Source organism: Nocardia sp. NPDC004123, assembly GCF_053603795.1.
Map to the genome: position 1 here is coordinate 1 of NZ_JBSGGG010000018.1, position 24,144 is coordinate 24,144.

Below are 24,144 nucleotides of genomic sequence, written 5' to 3' on the forward strand. Positions count from 1 at the left end.
CGGTGTCCCCAGTAGTAGCAGAAATCGGTGGCCGCGAATCCGATGGCCCAGGTCCACCACCGGTCGGCGGGCAGGTGGATCGGTGTCCAGGCCGCCGCGACGAGGGTGAACGAGAACGGGACGAGCAGGCCTTCCAGTGGTCTGGTCGCCTTGCTCGCGATCCCGATCACCAGACTGTTCACGGTGTCGCGACCATGGAATCCGTTGCCCCGCTCGGTGTCGGAGACCCGACGCCAGGACACCCATTCGACGGCCAGGGCGACACAATATGCCGTGAACGCGAACAGGAAGATGCGCGTGTAGTCCACTGTGGGGTCCTCGTCGGGGTGTTCGCGGCGTGGTGCTGCATGCTTGCGTTCCGGAGCGCAGCTGCATGCGGTTTCCGGGAATTGATTCTCGGGAATGCGGGCCTCCCACAGGAGAATTCGCTGCGGGAGGTTGCGGTGACGGAGAAAAGGATCGGAAGCCGAATTCCAGCGGAAATCTCAACTATCCGTGCGCGACGATGTCGGTGCAGGGGCTGAGCAAGGCGCGATGCGTCATCACTGAGGGGCACGGGTCGAGAAGATCAGGGATGATCGTGAGGAGATCAGGGATGATCGAGGCCGACCCGGTAGACGACCCGGTTCCCGCCACCGGTTGGGCGGGCACCGGCGCGGCAGGCTGAAGGACAATCGGTGCCGCGACGGCTGCACCCTTGGCTGCGGCCAGTCCGGCGAAAAGTACGGTAGCGGCGAGGGTGCCTCGAAGCTTGGTTCGAGTACTGGATTTAGACACTGTGAGTCCCCCAACTAGGTAGATGCAGAGGTCCCCGACGCTACCGACTGTGAAGTATTCGCATTTCAAATCATGTGCCCCCATTTTTCGGGGCACTGTTCCGGCTGAAGGTCCCCCGAAAACGACGGAGCCACGGCGGCAGCGGTGACCGGCTCGACCACAACGACGCTCAGTGCAAGCACCCCGGCGGTGACGGCGATCTTGAACTTCATAGATTTGCAATTCCTTTCGCGCGCTCGGTGACGGGATAGCCCGTAAGCGGTGGTCCCGGAACGTCCTCAACTGCCGCATACCGCGCTGACCGAACCGGCCAGCCTGGCGCGGCGGAAGATCAACTGGCCGTGGGGATCCGAGGTCGGCAGAACGTCCGCTTCTGCCGATGAGCGGGCAGTGGATTCGTTCAGACGCCTGTCGGAAAGATCTCGATCGAGGTTGGGCGTAGGCATAGGTGCCGACCGGTATCGACCGCGGGTGCGAGATCCGATTCGATCAAGACCGTGCCCGGATTGAGGCTCAACGCGATCACACCATCGTCATATGCGGTCGAGACCTTTCCGCACACCACAACTGCCCCGTCCAGGGTCTTCACTCCACTGAATTCACCGACTCCGCCTGTGTCGATCCAGGATTCGACCTCATCGATGCCTAGCTCCACCAGACACGCCTCACCCTCGAGGGCACGGCCGTGCCCTCGCCAGACGGCCGACCACTCACCGCTCGCCGAGCGAACGGCAACCGCCTGCCCTGGAGAAGCGTCATGAAGAAAGACCACTTCCACTACCAGTGATCCTTTCAGCGCGAACGACGAGGCCCTCATCCAGGCAAACGCACTGTACTGCCGCATACCGCGCTGACCGAACCGGCCAGCGCGGGACCTCGGAAGATCAACGGGCAGAGTGCCGCACGGCCGCCGGCAATGCGCGCTCATGCTGAATGCGGCGTGTTCGTCCCGACCTGCGGCCCGAGGTATCGGGCTACCTCATCGCCTCGTGGATCTCAGGCCGGGGACAGTCCAAACTCGGCATTCACGTAGGACATATCGTCTACGCCTGCCAGGTTCGAGAATGCTTCGAACACCAACTCATCCGGGTGTGAGACTTCACCGATGTCGCGCAGTGTCGCGACGATCATCGAAACCAGCGGGCGCATCGTCGGCTGCGTGGCGCCAAATCCGAAAGACGGAGTGAGCCAGCTGCATTCGTCGGACGTGCCCGCGGCGTAGTAGGGAACGCCCCAGTGCCATCCGAGATTGCTCATTCGATCGCGGGGTTCATCAGGGTCGAAACCAGCGTTGGCTCCCACAGAGCCCACACCGCGTACGACGTGATCCCGCTCTCTGTTGAGCTGCATGAACAGAGCTTTCCCCGGCACCGACAGGTCGAGACTGCCGTGCCACGGCATCGTGGTCAGCACCCACTCCAGGCGGTCGGCGAATTCATCCCAGCCAGAGCATCGCGCGGACGCGCCGCCTTGGGTTGGGCGGTCCTGGGAGATATTTCGCAAGCGTGGGGGTCTCGCAGGTCCAAACGCGGTGTAGGCACTGACTCGTAGGTCCGCCGGTGTGCAACCCAGTCCGTCACGAAGGACCGCGACGATCGCAGCGGCCACCTCGTCCCGATAGTCGGCGTTATGGCGCCAGCCGGTCCGCCACTCGCGCGCATACTCCTCGACACTCTCCCCGCCATGGTCCGCGGCTCGGTCATCGTGGATCTTGATAGGCGTCCACAATGGTTGGTCATACGGCACCATCCGGCCAGATTCATAATCTCGGACCATCGCAAACGACGTTGTTCGCTGCGACTCGATCACAGACCGCAACCGAGCAGCCGCTATCGGGTTGTCCGGCACCGTGACTCTAACCTCGACGCCCTTGTCCTCAGCCCAGAACAAGACCCGCTGTCCGGTCAGCGTCTCGCGCAACTGGACGCTGTCGCCATCTTTCGGTGAGATCATGCGCTCGTCGTTGTCCCAGTCCGGGTACAAGACCCACGCGATGTCCTTCGCCAAACCCGCCCAATCATTCTCGGCCACAACCACTCCTGTCTTCGCGGCCCTGACAAACTACCGACACCAACCGACACCATCGCGGAGTTCCTGGGCGAGACGCTCGCGGTTGCCCGACCCGCGCGGACCGAACCGGTCAACGCACCGGAGGCTGGAAGGTTAGGACAGACAGCTCAAATGAGCTCGCGGAGCCATAGCCAGACATCCTATGCCGCATGGCGCACTGACCGAACCGGCCAGCGTGAGGCGCCGGCGGCCGGAACCTGGTGCGGTGCAGAACGTCCGCAACTGCCGAGTGGCGTGCGTTCATCTCCCGTAGGAGCGCTGGCTAGTAGTGATACGTGAAGTAGCCCGAGGTCCACTCGTCCTTGTCGACTTCGTATCTGTCGATGTGAAACAGTTGGGTTCGTCTCGGAAGCCCGGGAGGTTCTGCGCTTCGCGAATTCGCTCGTGTGCGCGCTGCTCGGTTGAGTAGACCCCCAGGAGTTTGACGTCGTCTCCGTCTTCCTCGTTCCAGGGGAGGTCTCCATCGTCGTCGACGTGTCGAATCGGAGACCCGTCCGACGGGCTCGCGTGATGGATGTGCCGTAGCAGATAGACGTCCACGACGCCGGAGCCTATATCCCGCAGGTTGGCAGACGAGGATCCGCTGATCCAGTGGTCGGTGGCGAAGCGGCCGCGAGCCAAAGGACATCCGCTCATGCCGAGAGCCGCGTATTCGCACAGTCTCCCAGCCCGGACATGTCACGGAGGCTAGAGAATCTCCTTGGTGAACACGATCCTCGGCTGGCCCGGCCCGTTGTAATCCTCGACGAGACGTACATCGAAGCCCAGCTCACGATGAAACGAGATCGATCCCTGGTTACCGGGCGAGGTTATGGCTTTGAGCCGCGAAGCCCCCTGTCGTCGTGCGGCTGCGGCGAATGCCGCATACAGACGGCGGCCGAGACCGGTGCCGCGTGCGTCATCGCGGGTGGCAATCAGATGCGCATAGGCCGCGCGGGCCGGGGTTACGAACCCTAGGACATATCCACGGATACCGTCGGGGCCTACCGCCACCAAGCTGGTCTCGGGAAACTCGTGGACCAGGACGGGGAGGTGCAGAGCGCGAAGATCCCGCTCTCCCCAGTACCTAGCATGGTTATCGACCACGACGCACAAGTCGTGCGCGGTTGCGGGCCTGATTGTTTCGCTCGCGTCGCACCGTTCACCCATTCCACGATGCTCACACCTCCCGGCCGCATGCACCACCTGAGCATGACCACCCAACACACTATTTTGCCGCATTCCGCGCTGACCGGACCGGCCAGCGCAAGGTGCCGACTGCCGGAACCTGGTGCGGTGCAGAACGTCCGTTACTGCCGCATGTCGTGCTGACCGAACCGGTCAGCGCGGGGCATCGAAAGATCAACTGGCCGTGCGGATCCGACGCCGGCAGAACGTCCGCTTGTGCCGAGTTGGGGGCATTTCGGAGGTCGGTAACGTCCGTAAGTTGCTTTGCGACAACAACTTCGGCTGGCGCGAATCCAGCCATGGAGTAGGTCCAGGATTCAGGACTGGGCGGGGAGGACAGGCGACGTGGATCAGGCAGCAGCCGATCTCAAACACAAGGTCAAACGGTTCAACAAAGTCATCGTGGCGCTACAGAGGGCAGGGATCGCCTTCGGGTCGATGTATCTGCTCACCGCGCCGGGACGCAAGAGCGGACAGCCGCGCACCGCGCCGATCGCCGTCGTGCCTATCGGCGGACAGCGCTACATCATTCAGGCCTACCCGCAGGCGGCCTGGGTGGCCAACGCGCGCAACGCCCAGACCGTGACGCTGAGCCGGGGACGACGTGCCGCTACGGTTCGCCTGGTGGAATTGCCTGTGGAGGAGCGCCGGCCGCTGCTTCGTGAGCATGTCGCGAACAGTCCAGCGCGGGTGGCACAGCTGTTCGTCAGGAGCGGTCTCGCGGCGGAAGCCACCGCGGAGTCAGTTGCGGCCGCAGCGGATCGGATCGCAGTCTTTCGGGTCGAATCCGCCTGACAGCGCAACAGAGCAGGGCATCCGAGATCGCTACCAGCAACTCGGATGCACGCTCATGTCGCATACCGCGCTGACCGAACCGGCCAGCGCGGTACCGTCGGCGGCGAGATCGACGGCGGCCCAGAGATATCCGCTCATGCCGATGTGCGGATAACCGCTGGTACCGGAGACGGAGTGCCGGTTGACTCAGTACTGTGATCCCGATCGATACCCGACCATTGTTTCCACTCGAGCGGCGGACGATGCTCGAGCTGCTGCAATCGCTCGAACCTGCCGACTGGGCGAAGCCGACCGTATGTCCCGGGTGGGATGTTCACGACGTCACGGCGCACATCGTGAACGACTACCTGCGGCGAATCTCAGGTAGCCGCGATGCATACGGTGGCGCTGTGTTCGGAGAGGGTGAAACCTTGCCTGTCTACCTGGCACGCGTCAATGAGGATTTCGTTCGCGCGTTGCGGCAGTGCAGCCCGCAAGTGCTGATGGACCTCCTGTGCCATCTCGGCCCACAGTTGGACCTTGTCTGGGCGGCAACCGATCTCGCCGGCCCGGCCCACCTGGACGTCTCATGGGCGGGACCAGGCCCCAGCCCGGCCTGGCTCGACATCGCTCGTGAATACACCGAATTCTGGGTCCACCAGCAGCAGATTCGCGACGCGGTATCGCACCCGGGCGGCAACGACGTGTCGATGACCAGTGCTGTTCTCGTCACATTCCTGCACGCCCTGCCCTTCGCCTTGCGTAAGCGAATTCGCCCATCCGGGACCGCATTACGTTTCGAGATCACCGGCCCGGCAGGAGATCTCTGGACGGTCGTATCCGACGGTGAGGGATGGGACCTCGTCTCCATCCAGCTACCGGAGCCCGCCGCGACGGTGCGAATGGACCAGGACACGTTCTGGCGGTTGGCCAGCCGCGGGATCACCGTAGAGACCGCTCGACGACGTGCCCAGCTCGATGGCGACTCGGAGCTGACCGACGCAGCGACGACGCTGGTGGCCATCGTCGCCTGAATCAGGTATCGGCGAGTGCCCGAGTACATCCGCTACTGCCGCATACCGCGCTGACCGAACCGGACAGCGCGGGGCATCGGAAGATCATATGGCCGTGCCGATCCGAGGTCGGCGGAACGTCCGCTACTGCCGATGTGTGAGTGTCTGGCGGCGGGAGTTGTCGCCGGTCTGTAATACGGTGCGCCCGTGGCAGATATGTTCGAGTTCCTGATCTCGGTTGACCTGCGGGATGAACTCTCCGCAGCGGATGTTGCGGAGTTGCGCTGGCATCTGGGGTTGGGCGAGGCTCCCGAGGATGGTTTTCGGATCGAAAGCGGGGTCCGCTTTGCCATCGAAGGCGAAGACGGAGAGCCGGTTCTCCTGGATCCTGAACCTTTGCTTGGTGTGCACGGCCCTGCGTGGAAGATCGGGGGGATGCTCGACGCGAACCTCGAACGGACTTCGGCTGGTTGGCATCTCGAAGCTCGGCAGGAGGTGCACGTCGAGACGCTTCAGGACCTGACTGAGCTGATGCTCTGGCTGTATCGGCGCGTGGATCTCGGACTGGTCGGTCCCGATGGCTCGGTAGAGCTTGCGCGTTTGCGCTGGTACGAGGACGCAGAATCGACGCCGCTGATGGTCAGGGATACCCACGTCTTTTGGCCTCAGTAGCCAGACGGTCCAATATCCGCTCTTGCCGCATACCGCGCTGACCGAACCGGCCAGCGCGGGGCGCCGCCGCCGGAACCTGGTGCGGTGCAGAACGTCGGCAACTGCCGCATACCGCGCTGACCGAACCGGCCAGCGCAGAGCGGCCGGTGGCCGGAACCCGGTGCGCCGCAGAACGTCCGCTACTGCCGATGACAGTCAGAATTCCTTACTGGGTTCGGAACGCTTGGACCGTTGTTCGAAAGGCGATGCCGGGTCTGCCCGAGGTTGGCGGGCTCCCGCCCCGGCCGTCGCGCCGCACGCGCGCATCAACCACCGTGACATCCGGCCAGGACATCGGCCCACCTTTGACGCTCAACGAACCGGCAACCGCGAACGGTGTCCCGCCGATAGCCGGACCTGGCCCGCAACGGCCGACCGAACGCGTCCCGGAGCGTGCCGTCCTGCCTAGCCGGTGCCGTCCTGCACCGGATAGTGGATGACGACCACACCGCCGGTCGCGTAGTTGACGACATCGGCGGCCGCCCGCTGGCCGTGCGCCGACGCCCGCGCCGCGGCCATGGCGGCGGCGTCGGCGAAGTCGGCTTCGAAGACCGCGAAATACGGCGCTTCTCCCGTGGTCGCCGCCACGTCGAAGCTGTAGCGCCACGCAAGCAGGCCGGGCCAATTCATGACCAGTGGAAGGTGTTTGGTCACGTAGTAGTCGCGGAAGTGGTCAGGGTCGGCGGGCTTGGGATAGAGGACCAACAATTTATGCATGACTGCCTCCTGCATCTACCGCGGTCGGTTGAATCGTCATATGCGCAGGTTAGGGCTTGATGTGTGGTCGAGGGAAAGACCGGGACGCGATAGGCTCAGAACGGATCGTTATCAATCGGCAGGGAGGGCATGTGGCGCCGGATACGGTGAGCCTGCGGTACTTTCTGGTGCTGGCGCAGGAGTTGAACTTCACCCGTGCGGCCGCACGGATCGGGATCGCGCAGCCCGCACTCAGTGCCCGGATGCGCCGATTGGAGGCGGAACTCGGTACGAGCCTGCTGGTTCGTAACACGCGTAGCGTCGTATTGACCACGGCCGGTGCGGCTTTGGCGGAGTCCGCGCCGCCCGCGCTGGCGGCGCTGGACCGGGCATGGGACACCGCCCGGAAGGCGGGGGCCGGTGAACTGGGCACGCTGCGCATCGGATACAGCCTCAGCGCGGGGGCCGAGACGGTACCGGCCCTGGTGGACAGGCTCATTCGCAGCAGCCCAGGACTCGAGGTCGGCGCGGTCCCGATGGCGACACCGGAGATCTCTCCCGCGGTCGCCGACGGCCGCATCGATGCGGGGATCACCCGCGGTGAACAGCCGGGTCGTGGCGTGCGCCGGTTCCTGCTGCGGCGTGTGCGCGTCGGGGTCCAATTGGCGCAGCATCATCCGCTGGCCGAACACCCGGAGATCGAGATCGCCGATGCGGCCGCGTATCCGCTGCGACTGCCCGACCGTACGGCCAACCCCGTGATCCACGATCAGCTGTCCGCACTGTTCCGCGACACCCGGCCACGCCCCCGATTCCTCACGCCCGCAGTCTCTTTCGATATGTCTCAGCGCGACCTACGCGACGGGCTCACCCTCGCTCCGGCCGGTGAAGTCGCGGTCACGACACAACCGGCCGGTCTCACGTGGCGACCGCTGCAGGGCGCACCCACCTTGACCATCCACCTGGTCCTCCCGCGCGTGCAGTCACCGCTACACCGCCGCATCCGTACCGTCGCCAAAACCCTGGCACACGAGCTGCACTGGCTGCCGGACTGACGCGCAGCAGGACACGCACATTGCCGACGACGATGACGATCCCCTGCACCGCCAAAACCTTCAACAGCGGATGTGTCCAGGAAATCGGTACGAGCACGAGCAATTGCCCAACCGGCACCACGATCCCGAGTACTACAGCGACCACCAGCAGCAGCCAGCCCACCCGTGCGACCCACCCCGCGCCGGCGCACCGGGCTGACCTCCTCCGGTCCCCGGGGTCTGTCGCCGAAACCGGCCTCGCCAACCAGGACGCCCACCACCGCCCGTCTCGTGGGCGTCATGTTCGCCGCTTTCCGACATACCGGAACTATCGTGCATCAGCTAACTCATAACAATCACGCTGGGTGGTGTCCTAACGCCGGCACCGCCACCTTCGCAGTAACAGATCCACCGCAACGTCCGCCCCCTGCGTGCCCGCGCCAACCGCAGAGGGTCGAGAACGCACTACATCGCCGCATACCGCGCTGACCGAACCGGACAGCGCTGGGCATCCGAAGATCAACTGGCCGTGCGGATCCGACGCCGGCCGAACATCCGCTACTGCCGAATTGAGTGTGTTTAGCCAGCTGGTGACGACGCGTTTGGATCCGGCGAGTATGGCCGCAAGCTCACGACTGATGTCGGGTATCTACCGCTATATCCACGTACAGTTGCTACCTTGGCCCAATACCGCTTCCCAGCGCCTTGCAACACAAACCACTACCGAGACACGGCCTAGCAGCGTTCATACTGACGCGCGTAGGGCTGCGACTCCGGTGGAACATCGCGCCAGGATGGCTGGCAACCGCCGACGAAGACCGCGAAGACGGGGCCGCTGCGTGTTTCGATCGTGTAGTCGACCACGGCACCGGGCCGGGCCAGGTAGGGAAGATGCCGTTCGGCGAGTTGTGTTGCCTGCGCAGCGGTGAATTGCTTTCCGACAGGAGGGTATATCGCGACGTCCAGGGTGCGGCCTGCTTTGCCGGGCGGGTCGTATACGGAAATCTCGACGAAGAATGGGGTGGGTTGATCGGTCAGGAACCACTCCCACATCTCGAGTTCACCATTGGACGGGAAGCGGGGTCGGCTGGGGAAGAGGGGTCGGCGGTCCGTGTTGAGCCACCCGGGTTCCAGTCTCGAGTGATTGTTCAACCTGAACGCGCTCTCCACAGGAACGGTGGCCACCGTCCAATCGTTGGGCGCCAGTTCGGGAAAGTCCTGGATGATTCGGCGCATCGCCGCGGTGGCACGGTGGGGTTCGGCCTCGGAGCCCGCTGCAACGCTGATGGCGTTGCTCATCTTGTCTACGTCGAAGCCGCGTGACCTCCAGCCCACCTGTGTGCCGGGGGCCGAGACTCTCACCCAGGTGTGTGCTGAGTTCGCTTCCCTGCTCACGTCCCGACCGAACCGCCAATCCGCAGAATAAGAGTCCGTCATCCGGTCGATGTTGACCTCGGTGTAGTCGCCTTGGTAGCGCGGCGGAAGCTGCTGGGCGCCCATGGCACGCACCACGGACGCGGCCTCGTCCGGTGTGGCGCCATCCTCCAGGCGCACGAAGAGTCGGGATGCGTACGTGCGGGACTTGCCCTCGTAATCGAACCAATGTGACGCATCGACCACCCCGGGAAGAGCCTGGATGGCAGTTTCGATCACGCGTGACCAGCTGTCACGCTCGGTCTGGTCGGGTCCTCGTGTCGGAAGAACACATCCTGTCAGCAGGACTGCCGCCATCATCAATATGACGGTCGCGGTGGTTAAGCGCATAACGTTTCATTCTGGCGTCCGGAGTGCCAGGCGATGCTAGCGAATTTCGGTCATGACGTTGGTCAGATCATTGCCAGCGACACTACGAAGGCGGTGGCCGACCGACTCGGCGCGGCCACGGCGGCGATACCACGAACTCGCCACCACCCACCGAGCCGGATTCGTCCTGGCTCGCGTCGCTCGAAACAGTAGCCGTTTACGGGGCGGCTCGGACCGGCAGGCCGCGGCCGGACGAACGCGCTGACATGCCGAATGGCGGATTCGGCTTTCGGAGTGCGCAACGTCGTTTCGCTTTTGCCTGCCGTGCCGTCGGCTGCGGCGAAGGAGATCAGTGGCCGATCTCGTCCAGTTCGAAGAGTTCCTTATCGGAAAGCGACAGCCCCGCGCCGGCCACGTTCTCACGCAGGTGCCTCACCGACGAGGTTCCGGGAATCAGCAGGATATTCGGCGACCGCTGCAATAGCCACGCCAGAGCGACCGATATCGGTGTCGTGTTCAGCCGGGCTGCCACACTCTCGAGTGCCGCGGACTGCAGTGGGCTGAAGCCACCGAGGGGGAAGAAGGGTACGTAGGCAACACCTTCCACGGCGAGCCGGTCGATCAGTTCGTCGTCGTGGCGGTAGGCGAGGTTGTACATGTTCTGTACGCACACGATCGGTGCGATCGCCTGTGCCTCGGCGACTTGTTCGTCTGTCGCGTTGCTGACTCCGAGGTGCCGGATCAGGCCGTCGCGCTGGAGTTCGACGAGGGTCTCGAACGGCTCAGCGAGCGAACCGGGTTGGGGCCCTAGGGCGTTGCCCAGCCGGAGGTTGACCAGGTCGAGCACCTCGACCCCCAGGGTTTCGAGGTTGTCGTGAACGGCGCGGCGCAGATCGTCGGGCTCTCGGGCCGGGGGCCAGCCGCCCTGCTCGTCGCGGGTCGCGCCGACCTTGGTCACGATGTGCAGCGATTCGGGATACGGGTGCAACGCTTCCCGGATCAGCTGGTTGGTGACGCGTGGCCCGTAGGCGTCGGCGGTGTCGATGTGGGTGATGCCCAGGTCCGCCGCCTCGCGCAGCACCGCGAGTGCGCCGTCGTGGTCGGCCGGTGGGCCCATGACCCCGGGGCCCGCGAGTTGCATTGCGCCGTAGCCGAATCGGCTGACGGTCAGATCTCCCAGAGGCCAGGTGCCGCCGGGCAGCGCGGTGGACCGCATGCTCACAACTTACTCCTTTCGTATCGAGCCGCAATGGTGCACAACTGCTCGTTGCTTCACTATGGAGAGGTAACTTTCCAATGGGAAGTACGCACTTCGAAGTGCGTAAGGCACCCACGGGTCGGAGGAGCGGTCGATGGCAACGAGGACGACTGCCCAGAAACGGGCGCAGTCCAAGGTGGAGTACGACGCGTTCCTGGCGGCGTGTCCGAGCCGCCGGCTACTGGATCGGATTTCCAACAAATGGGTCACGCTGGTCCTGTGCGCGCTCGGCGGCGGTTCGATGCGTTACTCGGAGCTGGCCCGTCTGCTGACCGGCGTCAGCCAGAAAATGCTTACCCAGACACTGCGCGCCTTGGAGCGAGACGGTCTGATCACCCGCACCGTGACACCGACCGTGCCCGTCACGGTCTCCTACGAACTGACCGACCTCGGCCTCTCACTGCACCAGATGATGCGCGGTGTGAAGAACTGGGCGGAAACACACATGGACGACGTGCTCGACAACCGTGCCACACACGACACCCGCACCGCTTGACCAGCCCCGGATACCCCACCCTTCACCTCCGATGTGGGGCGCCTCGCGCTGAGCGGGTTTCGAATCCCGCCCGCCCCACTCCCGGCGCACGAGCACCAACGACTGACATGCCGCATACCGCGCTGACCGAACCGGCCAGCGCGAGGCGTCGGCGGTGAGATCGGCAGCGGCCCAGAGACATCCGCTACTGCCTGTGGTCTCAGGGGCAGCGCAGCACTGGGTTTGTCCTGGTGACTCATTGAGGCCATACCGAATTCAGGGTGTTGCATGGGAGTGGGAGCGATCTCGGACCGCCGATGTACAGGTTCGACGGCGTTCGTGGACGCGTCCCCGAAGGGGTTGAAACGACAGTGGATACACTTGGCCGTGCCGCTCACCTTTCCGTCGCATGCGTTGGCAGTGCTCCCGATGAAGATCCGGTGGCCTCGTCATCTGGATGGTGTCGCGTTGGTGGTCGGCTCAGCGGTTCCCGATGCCTCCTATCCGGTGGCAGGGTTCTTTTCGATGCCGGAGACGCATGCACTACCGGCGTTGCTGTGGTGGTGTCTACCCATGGGAATCGTCGCAACGGTGGTGATCCGTTGGGGTGCCGCGCAGATTGCCGCACATCTGCCACGGCTCGGCGCGCTCGATCTGCCCGCCTATGGCGTACTCGGTGCCGCGCGATATCGGTGGTATGTCACGGGATACTCGATTCTGATCGGTGCGTTCACTCATATCTTCTGGGACGGGTTCACCCATGATCCGGCCGGCGGGCACGGCTGGGGAGTAGCCAGATTTCCCGTGCTGTTGCAGCCAGGTCCGCTCGGCAGGCCCTGGTGGTACCTGCTGCAGCAGGCATCGACCCTGGGCGGTGGGGCACTCGCGGTCGGGTTGTTCTACTACATCGGCCGGCGCGGACTGCTGCGAGCCTGGCACGGTGACCCACCGCCCATCCGGCGCGCACCGAGGCGGTTCTGGCTGGCGGCCGGACTGGTCGCCGTGTTGGCCTTGTCGTTTATTCCGCTGATGCCCTTGGCATTTCAGCCGTTCGTGTTGGGAGTCCGGTTGCTCTATGTAGGGGCGTTGTCGTTGCTGGCAGGCGCAGCGTCGATGCGCCTGGCAGGTCGTGAATCCCACAACGACGCCCCCGCCGGCGCCGGCGAACCAGACCTCGGCGTTCACGGTGTCGAAGACGACATGCCGAGGCGCTGAGACCTCGGGACTCGCCGATGCCGATCACCGGCATGATGTCATGCCGCTTCCCGCGCTGACCAAGTTGGCCGGCTCGGGCTATGGAAGATCAACGGGCAGGGCGCGTTACGGCCTGGAGACGCCATGATCGCCGGAGAACACCGGCAGTGCGGGACCTTCGACCGTCCCTGTCGAGCTCGGGTGGCTGATCTTCAGCCCGAGCGGGCCGAACATTCCTAGGTGCTTGCTCCCAGCACGGTGGCCGCCATCCCGGTGATCACCGGGATGGCGTCGAACAGGTCGCCGTCGGGTCCGACCATGGTGTCGAACGTCTCGAAGCTGGTGAGGGCCAGCAGGATACGCACCTGCCGATCGGTGTCTCCCTCCGATGGGTTCCCGTCGGCGAAGGGGGCCGCCAATACCGCCAAGCCTTCGCGGCGCCGCTCGTCGCGGGCGCTGATAACCGTGTGGACGTCGGCGTCGAGTGCGGCCAGCGCGCGCAGCCGCCGCATGGCGGGGCGGTCGGCCTGCCAGAAGCGCGCGAAGCAGGCGATGAATTCGGCGAGCGCCGCGAGTGGTTCGGGGTTGGTAAATGCCTTGACCAGTTCGGACAGGCCGCCGGCCACGCCGAGATCGTCGCAGACCGCTTCCAGCAGTCCGGTTTTCGACCCGAACTGGTAGTAGACCGTGGCACGGGCCACGTTCGCACGCTTGGCTACCGCATCCAGCGTGAATCCGGTGTAGCTGTCGGCCTCACCCAGTACAGCCCTGGCGGCGTCGAGAACCTGCCGGCGACTCTGCTCGATCTGCGCGCTGCGCTTCCCCAGGTTGTATTGGCGTGGGCTCATGGCCTTGACAGTACCTTGCGGGCCTGATTTATTCATACACACAGTCTAACTAAATTCCCGCACAGACACTCGCGATGACGAAAAGGACAGTGGCGTGACTACTCCGGACCTTGCAGTGATGGCCGACCACCCGGATCTGGCGGGCAAGACCGCCGTCGTGACCGGCGGCTCCCGCGGAATCGGCGCGGCCACCGCCATCGCATTGGCTCGCAACGGTGTTGCGGTGACCGTGGTGGGCCGCGACCACGCCGCGCTGGACGGCGTCGCGACCGCGATCACCGCCGCAGGCGGCCGGGCCTTGACGGCCGTCGCCGATTGCACCTCGAAATCCGACCTGGACCGGGTACGCGCCCTGGTCCTGGACCAATTCGGTGAAGTCGACATCGTGATCGCCTTCGCCGGCGGCTATGGCCAACCGGTGCCGTCGATCGACGAGACCGCCGAACACTGGCGTCACGTGGTGGATTCCGATCTCACGGCTACCTTCCTGACCATCTCGGCGTTCCTGCCGGACCTGATCGCTCGCCGCGGCGCCGTCGTCACCATGGCGTCATCGTCGGCCCGACAGGCCACCCCGGCTTCGGCCGCCTACGCGGCAGCCAAAGCGGGAGTGGTGTCGATGAGTCGTCATCTGGCCAAAGAGCTTGCACCCCAAGGGGTTCGCGTCAACTGCGTGTCGCCCGCCACGATCGAGCACGAGCGGATGCGGCGCTTCATGTCCGACGAACAACGGCAGCACCTGCTGCGAGACTTCCCGCTGGGACGGCTGGGTACCCCCGACGACGTCGCCTCCGCGGCGCTGTTCCTCGCCTCCGCCGCGTCCTCGTGGATCACCGGCGTCACGCTCGACATCGCGGGCGGCTCGGTCATGCCGTGAGTGCTTGCCCCTGATCTGAATATGCAGTACGCCCAGGAACTTTCAACGAGAACGGCTGAACATGACCATGAACAACCACAGACCGACCACGACAATCGACTTCTTCGGAATGTATCTGGCACACGACGCCTGCATGCGCGACCTGATACGCCTCACGGCCGCTGTTGCCGAGGGCCGCCTCACCGAGCCGTCCGTGCGGATCGGGTGGGAGACGTTCCGACGCCAGCTCGACCGGCATCACAGCACCGAGGATGCCGCCCTGTGGCCGCTGGTGCGCGCCGCGGTCACGGATCCGGCAGACCTGGCAATCCTCGACGATATGGAGGCCGAACACGAGGGCATCGAGGAATTGCTGGCCAGAGTGGAATCCGGAATAGCCACCGCCGGCGGCGGGCTGCGGTTACGGTCCGACGTGGACGCCCTGGCCGCGGCGCTCGATACGCACTTCACCCACGAGGAACAGCTGGCGCTGCCGCTCATCGACCGCACCGTCGGCGGGCCCGGATGGGCCGCGTTCGGCGCGGAGATGCGCAAACGCAACGGACTTCGCGCCTTGACCGAGTACCTGCCGTGGGCACTCGACGACGCGCCCGCCGACGCACAGACCAAGATGCTCGATTTCCTGCCCTCCCCGATTCGCGTCCTCCACCACTACGTGCTGAAACCCCGCTACGCCCGTGCGCGTCGCGGCTGGCAGCAACCGGGCGATGGTGGGGCGCAAGGTAAATGACACAGGCTCCAACGACATCGACCGAGTTCGACCCGGCCCTGCGCAAGCTCGTGATCGTTGTGGTTCTCGGCGCGATCATGACGATCCTGGACACCACGATCACCAGCGTGGCCGTGAACACCCTTGGCGCTCAGTTCCATACGTCGCTCACGGCGATTCAATGGGTGCTGACCGGATACACCCTGGCGCTGTCGGGCAGCATCCCGCTGTCGGGATGGGTGATCGTCCGGTTCGGCCCGAAGACGATGTGGATCGTCTCGCTGCTGCTGTTCATCACCGGATCGGTGCTGTGCGGAATGGCCTGGAACATCACCGCGCTCATCATGTTCCGGCTGCTGCAAGGCTTCGGCGCCGGTATGATCCTGCCGATCGGGCAGACGATGCTCGCCCGTGCCGCCGGACCCGCCCGGATGGGGCGCGTCATGAGCGCGGTCGCGGTGCCCGCGATGCTCGCCCCGGTGCTCGGCCCGACGGTCGGCGGTCTGATCCTCGGCCACCTGTCGTGGCGGTGGATGTTCTACATCAACGTTCCCTTGTGTGCGATCGCGGTCATCGCCGCGATCCGGCTACTGCCGACCGACCCGGTCCGCGACCACGACGCCAGGCTCGACCTCCTCGGATTGACGCTGCTGTCACCCGGTTTGGGCGCGCTGGTGTACGGCACCGCGCAGGCGGGCAGCGGAACGAGCCTGACCGATATCCGTGTCGTGGCCGGCGTGCTGACCGGAGTCGTTCTGCTCGGCTGCTATGTCCTGCACGCGCTCCGCAGAGGCGACGCGGCGCTGGTCGACGTCCGGTTACTGCGGGATCGGAACTTCGCCGCGGTCAACGCGATGGTGTTCGTCTACATCGGCACCCTGTCCGGCCTGACCGCGCTACTGCCGCTGTATTTCCAGACCGTCGACGACAACAGCCCACTCCGCTCCGGAGCGATGGTCGCACCCCTCGGACTGGGTGCGATCGTGACCACGCTGATCACCGGCAAGCTCACCGACAAACACTCCCCGCGACTGCTGATCCTCGCCGGACTTCCCGTGGTCCTGTCCGGCATCTTCGGCCTGACCCACCTCGCGCCCGGCACCAGCGACATCCTGGTCGTGGCAGCAGTGTTCGTGATCGGCCTCGGGCACGGCATGATCATGCCCGCCGCGATGGGTGCCAGCTACCAGACCTTACGACACTCCCAAATCCCCTCGGCCACAACCGCTACCAATGTCGGCATTCGTGCGGGTAGTTCGTTCGGTGTCGCGGCGCTGCTGGTGCTGATTCAACGCAACATCGAACATCGGGCCCCCGATGTCGACGCGTTCACCAGAACGGTCCGAACCGAGGAATTAACCCGGGAATTGACCCACGCATTCGCCCAAACATACTGGTGGACACTCGCTATCGGTGCCGTCGCGGTCGTCCCCGCGCTGATATTGCCGCGGCGACGCCGTCTCGTCATTGCCGATTCGCCGCCACAATAGACGGAGGCTACGCGCGATAGGTTGCTCTGGAGAGGGTCCGACCGATACGTCATCGGATGCCGGTACGGGGGACTTCGTCGTCGACGATCCCGATGGCATGTGCGAGGTGGAGTGCGAGCTCGAGGGCCAAGCGGCGCTCGCCAACCGGTCTGCCGATGGCGAGTTCCGCTTGTTCGAGGCGGTATCGGACGGTGTTGTGGTGGATGCCGAGATTCGCGGCAGTCGCACGAAAGTTGCTGTTGGCGGCGTAGAACGCCCTCAGGGTTTCGCGGATGCGCCGCGTCGTGCGGTCGTTGCTCGCCAATGTGCCGAGTTCGGAGCTGACGAACTCGTGGCATCGCTCCGGGACGATCGAGCACATGGCTGCGATGTCGACGTCGCGGTAGTAGGTGACCGTGGCGGTGGAAGGGGCGGTCATCTCCGAGACGCGCAATGCGTCGAGGGCTTCTCTGTGGCTGTGGCGGAACCCGTCGAGACCGCCGGCCGGATTGCCGATGGCGACCAGGACCGGCACCGAGGGCGACGGGATGCGCAGGTGATCATCCGCAGGGCTCGGCAGCCAGCACCACATGGTGCGGATGTCGACACGAACGGTCAGCCCCGGTGTCCGGGTCGCCCGGCCCAGTTCCCGGACTGCCACGTCGAGCGACGCGCCCGCGTCCGCATCGTTGGTCAAGGCGCGCAACACGATTGCCGTGTGCCGTCCCGAAAGCCGGTATCCCAGTCGGTATGTCGCATTGTCGACGTCGGTGTCCGAGCTGGAGAGCACGCGGCGCACATCTTCGAGATGGGAGAGCGAGCGTTCACGCGCGAGCCGCTCGTCTTCGTTGCGGTACTCCTCCGATATCCGTTCGGTCATCAGATCGAGGCACGACAGGATGTACGAGGTGCCCGCTTTGGCGACCTCCACTGATCGGCGATCATTGGGCCCGTAGGCATAGACCGCATCCGACCACTGTTCGGTCATCAGGTTCGCACCGATGCGGTACCCGCGGATCACCGCGGTCAACGGCAGCCCACGCTGCACCAGCATGCGAGTGCGTTCGATGACCTCCGCCGAGGGCATGAACATCTCCAGCGGCACGCCCCGGGCCAGATAGTCGAACGCGACCAGGGTGTTCGCCCGGCATGTCGCGAGCACGATGTCCTCGACGCCGGCCCGGCGAATTTCACCGACACGGTCCGCAATGAGGTGTGCGGCGTCTTCGGCGAGTGCGGGGCACCGGGGGAGCATTTCGCCCGCGACGGCTTGGACCGTCGCCTGGATCTCGTCGCCACCCGGGAGTGTGTGCATGGCCAGATGGTGCCAAGAACTATCCAAATGGTCAATTATTCGAATCGACATTGACCATTTGACAGTGGTTGCCGTCACACCACGGTTGGTAGCTTCTTCACCGAAGCGGAATAAGGCCAGTTCACACCCATATTCGCGGTGAATTGGGGATCCGTTGAGCGGAGGAGGCATGTTGTGTGATCCGTACAAGGCCCGTCCGCTCTTGTTCGTGTCTATCCAGGAGGATCCTTGAGTTCCAGATCCCGTCGAGGCAAGGTCGCGGCGGCACTTGCCGCAGCGCTGATGCTCGCGGTCGCGCTGACGGCGTGTTCGAAGAGTTCATCGCCGAGCGAAGCCGCGAAGGAGGACGCGGCGGTCAACGCCTACGTCTACACCTATCCGCTGGTGACGATGGAGGTCACGCGCCGGCAGCTGACAAACCTGCCACGCCCGAACGGGCGCACCGCGGCACCGATGAACCAGTTCGCCAATATGGCGTTTCTGCCCGACGCATCGTTCACCGCCGTCGTGCGCCCGAATGTCGACACCCTGTATTCGTCGATGTTCTACGACGTGTCCAAGGAGCCGCTGGTGGTCAGCGTTCCGGACATGGGTGATCGCTACCACCTGTTCCCGATCCTGGACATGTGGACCAATGTGCAGGCGTCGCCGGGCACCCGCACTCTCGGCGCGGGCCATGGATATCAGTTCGCGATCACCGGCCCGAGCTGGCACGGCACCCTCCCGGCAGGGGTGCACGAGTACAAGATGCCGACCGACGGCGGCTGGGTCATCGGCCGGATTCAGGTCAATGGACCCGACGACCTTCCCGCGGTCGCCGCGATCCAACGGCAGCTGACGGCCGTGCCTCTGAGTGCCTACGGCACCGCCTACACACCACCGGACAACACCGACCTGCACCCGGACTGGCCCACCGGTCAGGAGGTCGCCGCCTACATTCACCACCTCACCCCGCAGCAGTACTGGGACCTGTACTACTCGAGCCTGTCGCACAATCAGCCGCGGCCGGAGGACAAGGGCCTGCTCGACCGGTTGGCCGAGGCCGGGTGGACACCGGACAAGAAGCTGGACCTGGCCCAACTGCCGGAGCCCGACCGCCGAGCGTGGCAGGACGCGTGGCCCGAGGCGCTGTCGAAGATCGAGATCGATCTTGTCGGTAAACCGGTCAACGGCTGGAACGTCGCACGCACAGGGATGGGCACCTACGGGGCCGATTACGAGCGGCGCTCCAATATCGCGCACGGCGGGCTCGGCGCGAACCTGCCCGAGGATGCGATCTACCCGAACACCCGCACCGATGCGACTGCCGCGCAGCTGAACTCCGACCGGAACTACGTTCTGCATTTCGCCCCCGATCAGATTCCACCGGTGCACGCGTTCTGGTCGCTGACCATGTACAACGACAAGGGTTTCTTCATCGCCAACCCCATCAATCGGTACGCGGTACGTGGCGAGCAGCTGCACAAGAACCCCGACGGCTCGCTGGACCTCTACATCCAGCGCGAAAATCCAGGCGCGGCAAGGGAATCCAACTGGCTGCCGGCTCCGGTTTCGGGCGACTTCAACCTGGTACTGCGCTTGTACTGGCCCGACACGAAGACCGTCGACGGCACCTGGAACCCACCCGGAATCACGGCCACGCACTGACAATCCGCCCCGCGTTGACAGAAAGAGAAGGAACCATCGTGAACCGATTCGACATCACCATGACCAACATCGCCGTGCGGCGCTTGATCGAGACCACGGACAACCCGCGGCACCGATACCTGCTGCAGGCCTACGACCGGCATCGCAATCTGGAGATGGCCGGACGATGGAAGGACATCTTCACCCCGGACATGACTGTCGGGCATCCCGTCTACCACTTCAACGTTTTCGGAATCAACACCGTCCTCGATGGCGCCGAGGCGGTGCAGGCCGTCTACAGCGAGTGGAGCGGTACCGGCCAGTGCATCTTCTATGCCGAGGACGAGAAGCTTGCGGTGGGCGACAACATGATCTGCTCGACCGCGGCGATCTACCAGCAGACACCCGGTGCGATCCTGGCTGCGGGCGGAGCCGATGTCGACCCGGACGCGACCTATCTCGTCAAGAACGTCGAGCACATGATCTGGCCCTACGACGACCAGGGCCGGCTGGTCGGCGAGGACGTGTGGGAGATCGACGAATCCCAGCGCGAGATCATCGCGCTGGATCCCGCGGAGGTCCTCACTGTCGAGCGTTCGGGGGAGCTGCTCGCTCCGCTCATCAAGCCGCTGCCGCCCCGCCCCTTCTGATCCATCGGACTTCCGGCGCATCGAACCCGGTGGTCGCCCGGAAGCCGAGCACACGTGACAACTTGCTTTGCGATGAGGAACTCGCCATGAAATTTCACACCCTGGCGCTGACAGCGTTTTCCGCTGCCGCGAGCGTCGCCGTCAGCGCCGCGACCGCAGCGGCAGCGCCGGACACGACCGCTCCGGTCATCTCCTATCACGCTGCCGCGGTGGGAGATTCGGTGGTCGTAACGCTGCAGGACGGCACTTTCGGGCTCGCCGCCGATCAACGGTCGGTGACTGTGCGCGATGGGCTCGGACAGGCGCTCGACGCCCTGCCGCTGGCCGCCGAAGTCGACGGCCGACAGCTACCGATCCGGCCGGAGATCTCGGCCGACGCGCGCACTCTGACCCTGGTCCCGGATGTCACCGGGCTGGTCCGGGCATCGGTGCAGCCGGTGGCCTCGCCGGTCGAGAACCAGTTGGCGATGAACGATCTCATCAACGCGGTCAGCATCAGCACCTCGGTCGGCAGTCTGATCGGCACCGCCGTCGGGGCAGTGGCCGGCGTCGGGATCGGGCTCGCGGTCGCGGGTGCGTCGTGCCTGGTGCTCAGCCTCGGCTGTGTCGTGGCGGTGCTGCCCATCGTCACAGTGGCCGGTGCGGTCGGGGGACTGACCGGGCTGGTGCTCGCGGGCGGGCCCAGTGCCGCCGTCGCCGCCTACAACTACGTCACCACCCTCAACGCGGCACCGGGCACCAGCCAGTACGGCCAGTACGCGACCGGCGCGAATCACGGAGGGTGAAGAACCAGATGCGAATCAGCACAACAGTATTCGCCACCGCCTTCGCATCGCTCGCGGTGGTCGCCGTGAGCGTGGCGGCGGTTCCGGCGGCCGCGGGAACCGGCACAGATCCGCAGTGGCGGGCGAGCGTCACCCCCGAATCCGTGATCTCGACCATCGAGGTCGGCGGCTTCGTACTGTCGTCGGATCAGCGGTCGGTGACGGTCCAGGACGGCTCCGGCCGGCAGTTGGCCGATCTGCCACTGACATTCGAACTCGATGGTCGCGAATACGTCCTCGGCCAACAGATCTCGGCGGACGGGCACCGGCTGACACTCACCCCCGATCCGGCGGTCCGGGTCGCGGCCCAGCCGGTGGCCTCCCCGCTGGAGAACCAACTCGCGCTCGGCGAGCTGGCCGGGAAGATGACGACGGCCACGCTGGCCGGAACCGTCGGCGGCACTGTTATCGGCCTGCTGGTCGGGGCGGTGATCGGCTTCGGTTCCTGCCTGGTGGTCGGCCCCGTCTGCCTGGCCACCGCGCCCGCCGCGCTCGCGGCCTTCGCCGGCGCGGGCGGCCTGGCCGGGACCCTGCTGGTAGGTGGCGGCACGCTCGCGGGCGGCGTGTGGAAGTACCTCGGCACCCTGCAGGCGGCGCCGGGTGAGAGCTCTTACGCCGAGCAGGGCGGCCTGCTCGACCCGAACGGCACCGGTGTTCCGGACGCGAATCTCCGGCTGCCGAAGATCGCCCTGCCGAGCGGCTCCTCCAGCCTTTCTGCCGGACACTGATCGCCTCCGGCAGCCGATGCCGCTCGCTCACCCGGCGCGGACTACGTCAGCCCTGCTGGGGCTCGGCGGCCGGGGCCCAGCGGTTGGCGGTGAGGGCGTAGCCGGGCAGCGCGTCGGTGGACATCTTGGATTCGTAGATGCGCTGGTAGCCGGTGCTCGCGATGCGCCAGACGCCGTCCTCGCGGCGGTAGGTGTCGTGGTAGTAGGCCGCTCCGCGGATCAGCAGGCCGTAGTCCGCGGCGATCACGGTGTCCTCCAGACACCAACTGCCGGAAGCGGTATCGCCGTCGACCGTGATTTCCGGATGGTTGGCGACGTGCACGGTGATGATGTTCCCGCTGAGCGCGCCGCGCATGAAATCCACGATCTGGTCGCGGCTGGTGAACTGGGCCGGCAGTCCGCCCGACGGCGATCCGTAGGACCCGACGATGTCCGCGCAGAGCGTGTCCCCGAACTCGTCCCACTGCTTCAGATCCAGCGTGCGCAGGTAGCGATACTTGAGTGCGCGAATCGATTCGAGAGCTGCAAAATCCATACCGCAATGTAGCCGAATCGGACATCTACCTAGCAAGCATTTGCTACGTTTCGGACATGATTTCCACCCTGGTCTGGGGTACGGGCAATGTCGGCCGTGCCGCCATCCGGGCCGTCGCGGCACATCCGGGTCTGGAGCTGACCGGCGTTCTGGTCCACAACCCGGCCAAGGTCGGCCGCGACGCCGGTGACCTGGCCGGGCTGGACACCGCGGTGGGGGTCGCGGCGACCGCCGATGTCGACGCCGCGCTCGCGGCCGGACCCCGCGCCATCGTCTACGCCGCGTCCGGCGACATCCGTCCCGACGATGCCCTCGCCGACATCGAACGCGCCCTGCGCACCGGGGCCGTGGTGGTCACGCCCGCGCTCTACGCGCTCTACGACCACCGCAGCGCCCCGATCGAACTGCAGGACCGGGTATCTGCGGCCATCGCGGAGGGCGGCGGCGCCCTGTTCGTCTCCGGCATCGACCCCGGCTGGGGTAACGACGTCCTGCCGCTGCTGATGAGCGGCCTCGGCAGCAGCGTGGATGTGCTGCGGTGCCAGGAGATCTTCGACTATTCCACCTACGACCAGCCCGACTCGGTGCGCTACCTGGTCGGCATGGGCCAGCCCCTGGATTATCAGCCGCCCATGCTCGCGCCCACCATCCCGACCATGGTGTGGGGCGGGCAGATTCGGATGATCGCGCGCGGACTGGGCGTGGCGCTCACCGACATTCGCGAGGTGGTCGAGCGGCGCGCGCTGGACGAGACCGTCGAGACCGAGCGCATGGGCAAATTCGAGGCGGGCACCCAGGGCGCGGTGCGCTTCGAGGTGCAGGGCATCGTCGACGGCAGCCCGCGCATCGTCATCGAGCACGTCACCCGCATCCACGCCAGCTGCGCCCCCGACTGGCCGCACCCGCCCAGCGGCGCCGGTGCGCACCGCGTGCTCATCGAGGGCCGCCCGCGCATCGAGATCACCGTGCAGGCCACCGACGAGGACGGCAATCACTCCGCGGGCGGAAATGCCACCGCCGTGGGCAGATTGGTGAACGCCATCCCGTGGCTGGCCGACGCCGAGCCCGGCCTCTACGACGCCCTCGACGTCCCGCTGCCGTTCGGCACTCTCGGAAGGAACCCATCGGCATGATCATCGACATTCCCGAGGGCAAGGACCCCATCGGCTACGTGTGGGGCGAAATGGTGCCCGGCATCGGCGTGGCGGCCTCCAACTTCTCCCTCGCCGTCTACTCGCACAGCACCCTGGGCCTGCGCGAATTCGAGGCCGCGCGGTTGCGCATCGCCCAGATCAACGGCTGCCTGTTCTGCCTGGACTGGCGCACCGATCGCAATGGCGAGAAGGTCGAGGAGTCCTTCGCCGACGACGTGACCCAGTGGCGCACCACCGAATCCTTCGACGACCGCACCCGGATGGCCGCCGAGTACGCCGAGCGCTACGCCCTCGACCACCACAACCTCGACGACGAGTTCTTCGAGCGGATGAAGACGCTCTACTCCGACGCCGAGATCGTCGAACTGTCCATGTGCCTGGGCTCCTGGCTGGCCTTCGGCCGCCTCAACCACGTGCTCGGCCTCGATGCGGTCTGCGTGCTGCCTGGACATACCGCGCAGCAGTAGCGCAACGGCCGGGGTGCTGCCCGCCCCTGC

At 65.4% G+C, this 24,144-nt stretch carries 25 protein-coding genes and 1 pseudogene; 15 read left to right on the plus strand and 11 right to left on the minus strand.

Annotation, left to right across the window (positions count from 1 at the left end; all coding sequences use genetic code 11):
• The 5 genes and pseudogenes from ACWEQQ_RS25815 to ACWEQQ_RS25835 form a co-directional block, all read right to left on the minus strand.
• A pseudogene (locus ACWEQQ_RS25815) lies at positions 1–308 on the minus strand (sterol desaturase family protein); the annotation flags it as partial.
• A gap of 534 nt (positions 309–842) precedes the next feature.
• The gene (locus tag ACWEQQ_RS25820; protein ID WP_452350010.1) at positions 843–989 is read right to left on the minus strand and encodes a hypothetical protein; all 147 of its coding nucleotides are present in this window, start codon (positions 987–989) and stop codon (positions 843–845) included.
• A gap of 188 nt (positions 990–1,177) precedes the next feature.
• Positions 1,178–1,555 carry a hypothetical protein gene (locus ACWEQQ_RS25825; RefSeq protein ID WP_452350011.1) on the minus strand — a complete coding sequence of 126 codons (378 nt, stop codon included), beginning with the start codon at positions 1,553–1,555 and terminating at the stop codon, positions 1,178–1,180.
• Between the two features lie 218 nt (positions 1,556–1,773).
• Positions 1,774–2,808, minus strand: coding sequence for a TY-Chap domain-containing protein (locus ACWEQQ_RS25830; protein ID WP_452350012.1), 1,035 nt, complete (start codon positions 2,806–2,808; stop codon positions 1,774–1,776).
• Between the two features lie 726 nt (positions 2,809–3,534).
• On the minus strand, positions 3,535–3,996 hold the full coding sequence (locus ACWEQQ_RS25835) for an N-acetyltransferase family protein (protein ID WP_452350013.1): 462 nt from the start codon (positions 3,994–3,996) through the stop codon (positions 3,535–3,537).
• A 363-nt stretch (positions 3,997–4,359) separates the two neighbouring features.
• Between ACWEQQ_RS25835 and ACWEQQ_RS25840 the strand changes: the two genes are divergently transcribed.
• From ACWEQQ_RS25840 to ACWEQQ_RS25850, 3 genes are all read left to right on the plus strand, one after another.
• On the plus strand, positions 4,360–4,809 hold the full coding sequence (locus ACWEQQ_RS25840; protein WP_452350014.1) for a nitroreductase/quinone reductase family protein: 450 nt from the start codon (positions 4,360–4,362) through the stop codon (positions 4,807–4,809).
• A gap of 194 nt (positions 4,810–5,003) precedes the next feature.
• The gene (locus ACWEQQ_RS25845; RefSeq protein ID WP_452350015.1) at positions 5,004–5,822 is read left to right on the plus strand and encodes a maleylpyruvate isomerase family mycothiol-dependent enzyme; all 819 of its coding nucleotides are present in this window, start codon (positions 5,004–5,006) and stop codon (positions 5,820–5,822) included.
• A 186-nt stretch (positions 5,823–6,008) separates the two neighbouring features.
• On the plus strand, positions 6,009–6,473 hold the full coding sequence (locus ACWEQQ_RS25850) for a hypothetical protein (protein WP_452350016.1): 465 nt from the start codon (positions 6,009–6,011) through the stop codon (positions 6,471–6,473).
• A 444-nt stretch (positions 6,474–6,917) separates the two neighbouring features.
• Here ACWEQQ_RS25850 and ACWEQQ_RS25855 read toward each other — a convergent pair whose 3' ends face one another.
• Positions 6,918–7,229 (minus strand): EthD family reductase, encoded by a 312-nt coding sequence (locus ACWEQQ_RS25855; RefSeq protein WP_452350017.1) that lies wholly within the window; start codon positions 7,227–7,229, stop codon positions 6,918–6,920.
• A gap of 131 nt (positions 7,230–7,360) precedes the next feature.
• Here ACWEQQ_RS25855 and ACWEQQ_RS25860 point away from each other — a divergent pair, with 131 nt between their 5' ends.
• On the plus strand, positions 7,361–8,263 hold the full coding sequence (locus tag ACWEQQ_RS25860; protein WP_452350018.1) for a LysR family transcriptional regulator: 903 nt from the start codon (positions 7,361–7,363) through the stop codon (positions 8,261–8,263).
• A gap of 714 nt (positions 8,264–8,977) precedes the next feature.
• Here the strand turns inward: ACWEQQ_RS25860 and ACWEQQ_RS25865 are convergent.
• Positions 8,978–10,006: a hypothetical protein gene (locus tag ACWEQQ_RS25865; RefSeq protein ID WP_452350019.1), complete on the minus strand. Its 1,029-nt coding sequence runs from the start codon at positions 10,004–10,006 to the stop codon at positions 8,978–8,980.
• A 328-nt stretch (positions 10,007–10,334) separates the two neighbouring features.
• Positions 10,335–11,201 (minus strand): aldo/keto reductase family oxidoreductase, encoded by an 867-nt coding sequence (locus ACWEQQ_RS25870; RefSeq protein ID WP_452350170.1) that lies wholly within the window; start codon positions 11,199–11,201, stop codon positions 10,335–10,337.
• Positions 11,202–11,337: 136 nt separating this feature from the next.
• Between ACWEQQ_RS25870 and ACWEQQ_RS25875 the strand changes: the two genes are divergently transcribed.
• Both ACWEQQ_RS25875 and ACWEQQ_RS25880 read left to right on the plus strand, forming a co-directional pair.
• Positions 11,338–11,739, plus strand: coding sequence for a winged helix-turn-helix transcriptional regulator (locus ACWEQQ_RS25875; protein ID WP_452350020.1), 402 nt, complete (start codon positions 11,338–11,340; stop codon positions 11,737–11,739).
• Positions 11,740–12,105: 366 nt separating this feature from the next.
• Complete coding sequence (locus ACWEQQ_RS25880; protein ID WP_452350171.1) at positions 12,106–12,933, plus strand: DUF4184 family protein; 828 nt, start codon at positions 12,106–12,108, stop codon at positions 12,931–12,933.
• 215 nt (positions 12,934–13,148) lie between these two features.
• On the opposite strand, the gene ACWEQQ_RS25885 is transcribed toward ACWEQQ_RS25880, so the two are convergent.
• A complete protein-coding gene (locus ACWEQQ_RS25885) occupies positions 13,149–13,760 on the minus strand; it encodes a TetR/AcrR family transcriptional regulator (protein ID WP_452350021.1) in 612 nt (203 codons plus the stop codon).
• A 94-nt stretch (positions 13,761–13,854) separates the two neighbouring features.
• Between ACWEQQ_RS25885 and ACWEQQ_RS25890 the strand changes: the two genes are divergently transcribed.
• The 3 genes from ACWEQQ_RS25890 (at position 13,855) to ACWEQQ_RS25900 (ending at position 16,836) form a co-directional block, all read left to right on the plus strand.
• Positions 13,855–14,637 (plus strand): SDR family NAD(P)-dependent oxidoreductase, encoded by a 783-nt coding sequence (locus ACWEQQ_RS25890; protein ID WP_452350022.1) that lies wholly within the window; start codon positions 13,855–13,857, stop codon positions 14,635–14,637.
• A 61-nt stretch (positions 14,638–14,698) separates the two neighbouring features.
• The gene (locus ACWEQQ_RS25895) at positions 14,699–15,367 is read left to right on the plus strand and encodes a hemerythrin domain-containing protein (protein WP_452350023.1); all 669 of its coding nucleotides are present in this window, start codon (positions 14,699–14,701) and stop codon (positions 15,365–15,367) included.
• Entirely contained in the window at positions 15,364–16,836 is a 1,473-nt protein-coding gene (locus tag ACWEQQ_RS25900; RefSeq protein WP_452350024.1) for an MDR family MFS transporter, read from the plus strand. Before ACWEQQ_RS25895 ends, ACWEQQ_RS25900 begins: the two co-directional genes overlap by 4 nt.
• 49 nt (positions 16,837–16,885) lie before the next feature.
• Here the strand turns inward: ACWEQQ_RS25900 and ACWEQQ_RS25905 are convergent, their stop codons facing one another.
• A complete protein-coding gene (locus tag ACWEQQ_RS25905) occupies positions 16,886–18,130 on the minus strand; it encodes a PucR family transcriptional regulator (RefSeq protein WP_452350025.1) in 1,245 nt (414 codons plus the stop codon).
• 228 nt (positions 18,131–18,358) lie between these two features.
• On the opposite strand from ACWEQQ_RS25905, the gene ACWEQQ_RS25910 reads away from it, so the two are divergent.
• The 4 genes from ACWEQQ_RS25910 (at position 18,359) to ACWEQQ_RS25925 (ending at position 21,958) form a co-directional block, all read left to right on the plus strand.
• Positions 18,359–19,777, plus strand: a complete 1,419-nt coding sequence (locus ACWEQQ_RS25910) for a DUF1254 domain-containing protein (protein WP_452350026.1) — start codon at positions 18,359–18,361, stop codon at positions 19,775–19,777.
• Between the two features lie 38 nt (positions 19,778–19,815).
• Positions 19,816–20,406 carry a hypothetical protein gene (locus ACWEQQ_RS25915; RefSeq protein ID WP_452350027.1) on the plus strand — a complete coding sequence of 197 codons (591 nt, stop codon included), beginning with the start codon at positions 19,816–19,818 and terminating at the stop codon, positions 20,404–20,406.
• Positions 20,407–20,492: 86 nt separating this feature from the next.
• Complete coding sequence (locus ACWEQQ_RS25920; RefSeq protein ID WP_452350028.1) at positions 20,493–21,191, plus strand: hypothetical protein; 699 nt, start codon at positions 20,493–20,495, stop codon at positions 21,189–21,191.
• Between the two features lie 8 nt (positions 21,192–21,199).
• Complete coding sequence (locus tag ACWEQQ_RS25925; protein WP_452350029.1) at positions 21,200–21,958, plus strand: hypothetical protein; 759 nt, start codon at positions 21,200–21,202, stop codon at positions 21,956–21,958.
• A 46-nt stretch (positions 21,959–22,004) separates the two neighbouring features.
• On the opposite strand, the gene ACWEQQ_RS25930 is transcribed toward ACWEQQ_RS25925, so the two are convergent.
• Positions 22,005–22,493, minus strand: a complete 489-nt coding sequence (locus ACWEQQ_RS25930; protein ID WP_354850854.1) for a nuclear transport factor 2 family protein — start codon at positions 22,491–22,493, stop codon at positions 22,005–22,007.
• 56 nt (positions 22,494–22,549) lie between these two features.
• Between ACWEQQ_RS25930 and ACWEQQ_RS25935 the strand changes: the two genes are divergently transcribed.
• Positions 22,550–23,626 (plus strand): NAD(P)H-dependent amine dehydrogenase family protein, encoded by a 1,077-nt coding sequence (locus tag ACWEQQ_RS25935; protein WP_452350030.1) that lies wholly within the window; start codon positions 22,550–22,552, stop codon positions 23,624–23,626.
• Positions 23,623–24,114, plus strand: coding sequence for a carboxymuconolactone decarboxylase family protein (locus ACWEQQ_RS25940; protein WP_452350031.1), 492 nt, complete (start codon positions 23,623–23,625; stop codon positions 24,112–24,114). Before ACWEQQ_RS25935 ends, ACWEQQ_RS25940 begins: the two co-directional genes overlap by 4 nt.
• Positions 24,115–24,144: the final 30 nt, after the last annotated feature.

What these genes read in the sequence shown, in the direction of transcription:
- ACWEQQ_RS25820 (WP_452350010.1), bottom strand. Translation starts at nt 989, where the DNA reads ATGAAGTTCAAGATCGCCGTCACCGCCGGGGTGCTTGCACTGAGCGTC.
- ACWEQQ_RS25835 (WP_452350013.1), bottom strand. Translation starts at nt 3,996, where the DNA reads ATGGGTGAACGGTGCGACGCGAGCGAAACAATCAGGCCCGCAACCGCG.
- ACWEQQ_RS25855 (WP_452350017.1), bottom strand. Translation starts at nt 7,229, where the DNA reads ATGCATAAATTGTTGGTCCTCTATCCCAAGCCCGCCGACCCTGACCAC.
- ACWEQQ_RS25865 (WP_452350019.1), bottom strand. Translation starts at nt 10,006, where the DNA reads ATGCGCTTAACCACCGCGACCGTCATATTGATGATGGCGGCAGTCCTG.
- ACWEQQ_RS25870 (WP_452350170.1), bottom strand. Translation starts at nt 11,201, where the DNA reads ATGCGGTCCACCGCGCTGCCCGGCGGCACCTGGCCTCTGGGAGATCTG.
- ACWEQQ_RS25875 (WP_452350020.1), top strand. Translation starts at nt 11,338, where the DNA reads ATGGCAACGAGGACGACTGCCCAGAAACGGGCGCAGTCCAAGGTGGAG.
- ACWEQQ_RS25885 (WP_452350021.1), bottom strand. Translation starts at nt 13,760, where the DNA reads ATGAGCCCACGCCAATACAACCTGGGGAAGCGCAGCGCGCAGATCGAG.
- ACWEQQ_RS25895 (WP_452350023.1), top strand. Translation starts at nt 14,699, where the DNA reads ATGACCATGAACAACCACAGACCGACCACGACAATCGACTTCTTCGGA.
- ACWEQQ_RS25900 (WP_452350024.1), top strand. Translation starts at nt 15,364, where the DNA reads ATGACACAGGCTCCAACGACATCGACCGAGTTCGACCCGGCCCTGCGC.
- ACWEQQ_RS25905 (WP_452350025.1), bottom strand. Translation starts at nt 18,130, where the DNA reads ATGCACACACTCCCGGGTGGCGACGAGATCCAGGCGACGGTCCAAGCC.
- ACWEQQ_RS25920 (WP_452350028.1), top strand. Translation starts at nt 20,493, where the DNA reads ATGAAATTTCACACCCTGGCGCTGACAGCGTTTTCCGCTGCCGCGAGC.
- ACWEQQ_RS25925 (WP_452350029.1), top strand. Translation starts at nt 21,200, where the DNA reads ATGCGAATCAGCACAACAGTATTCGCCACCGCCTTCGCATCGCTCGCG.
- ACWEQQ_RS25930 (WP_354850854.1), bottom strand. Translation starts at nt 22,493, where the DNA reads ATGGATTTTGCAGCTCTCGAATCGATTCGCGCACTCAAGTATCGCTAC.
- ACWEQQ_RS25935 (WP_452350030.1), top strand. Translation starts at nt 22,550, where the DNA reads ATGATTTCCACCCTGGTCTGGGGTACGGGCAATGTCGGCCGTGCCGCC.
- ACWEQQ_RS25940 (WP_452350031.1), top strand. Translation starts at nt 23,623, where the DNA reads ATGATCATCGACATTCCCGAGGGCAAGGACCCCATCGGCTACGTGTGG.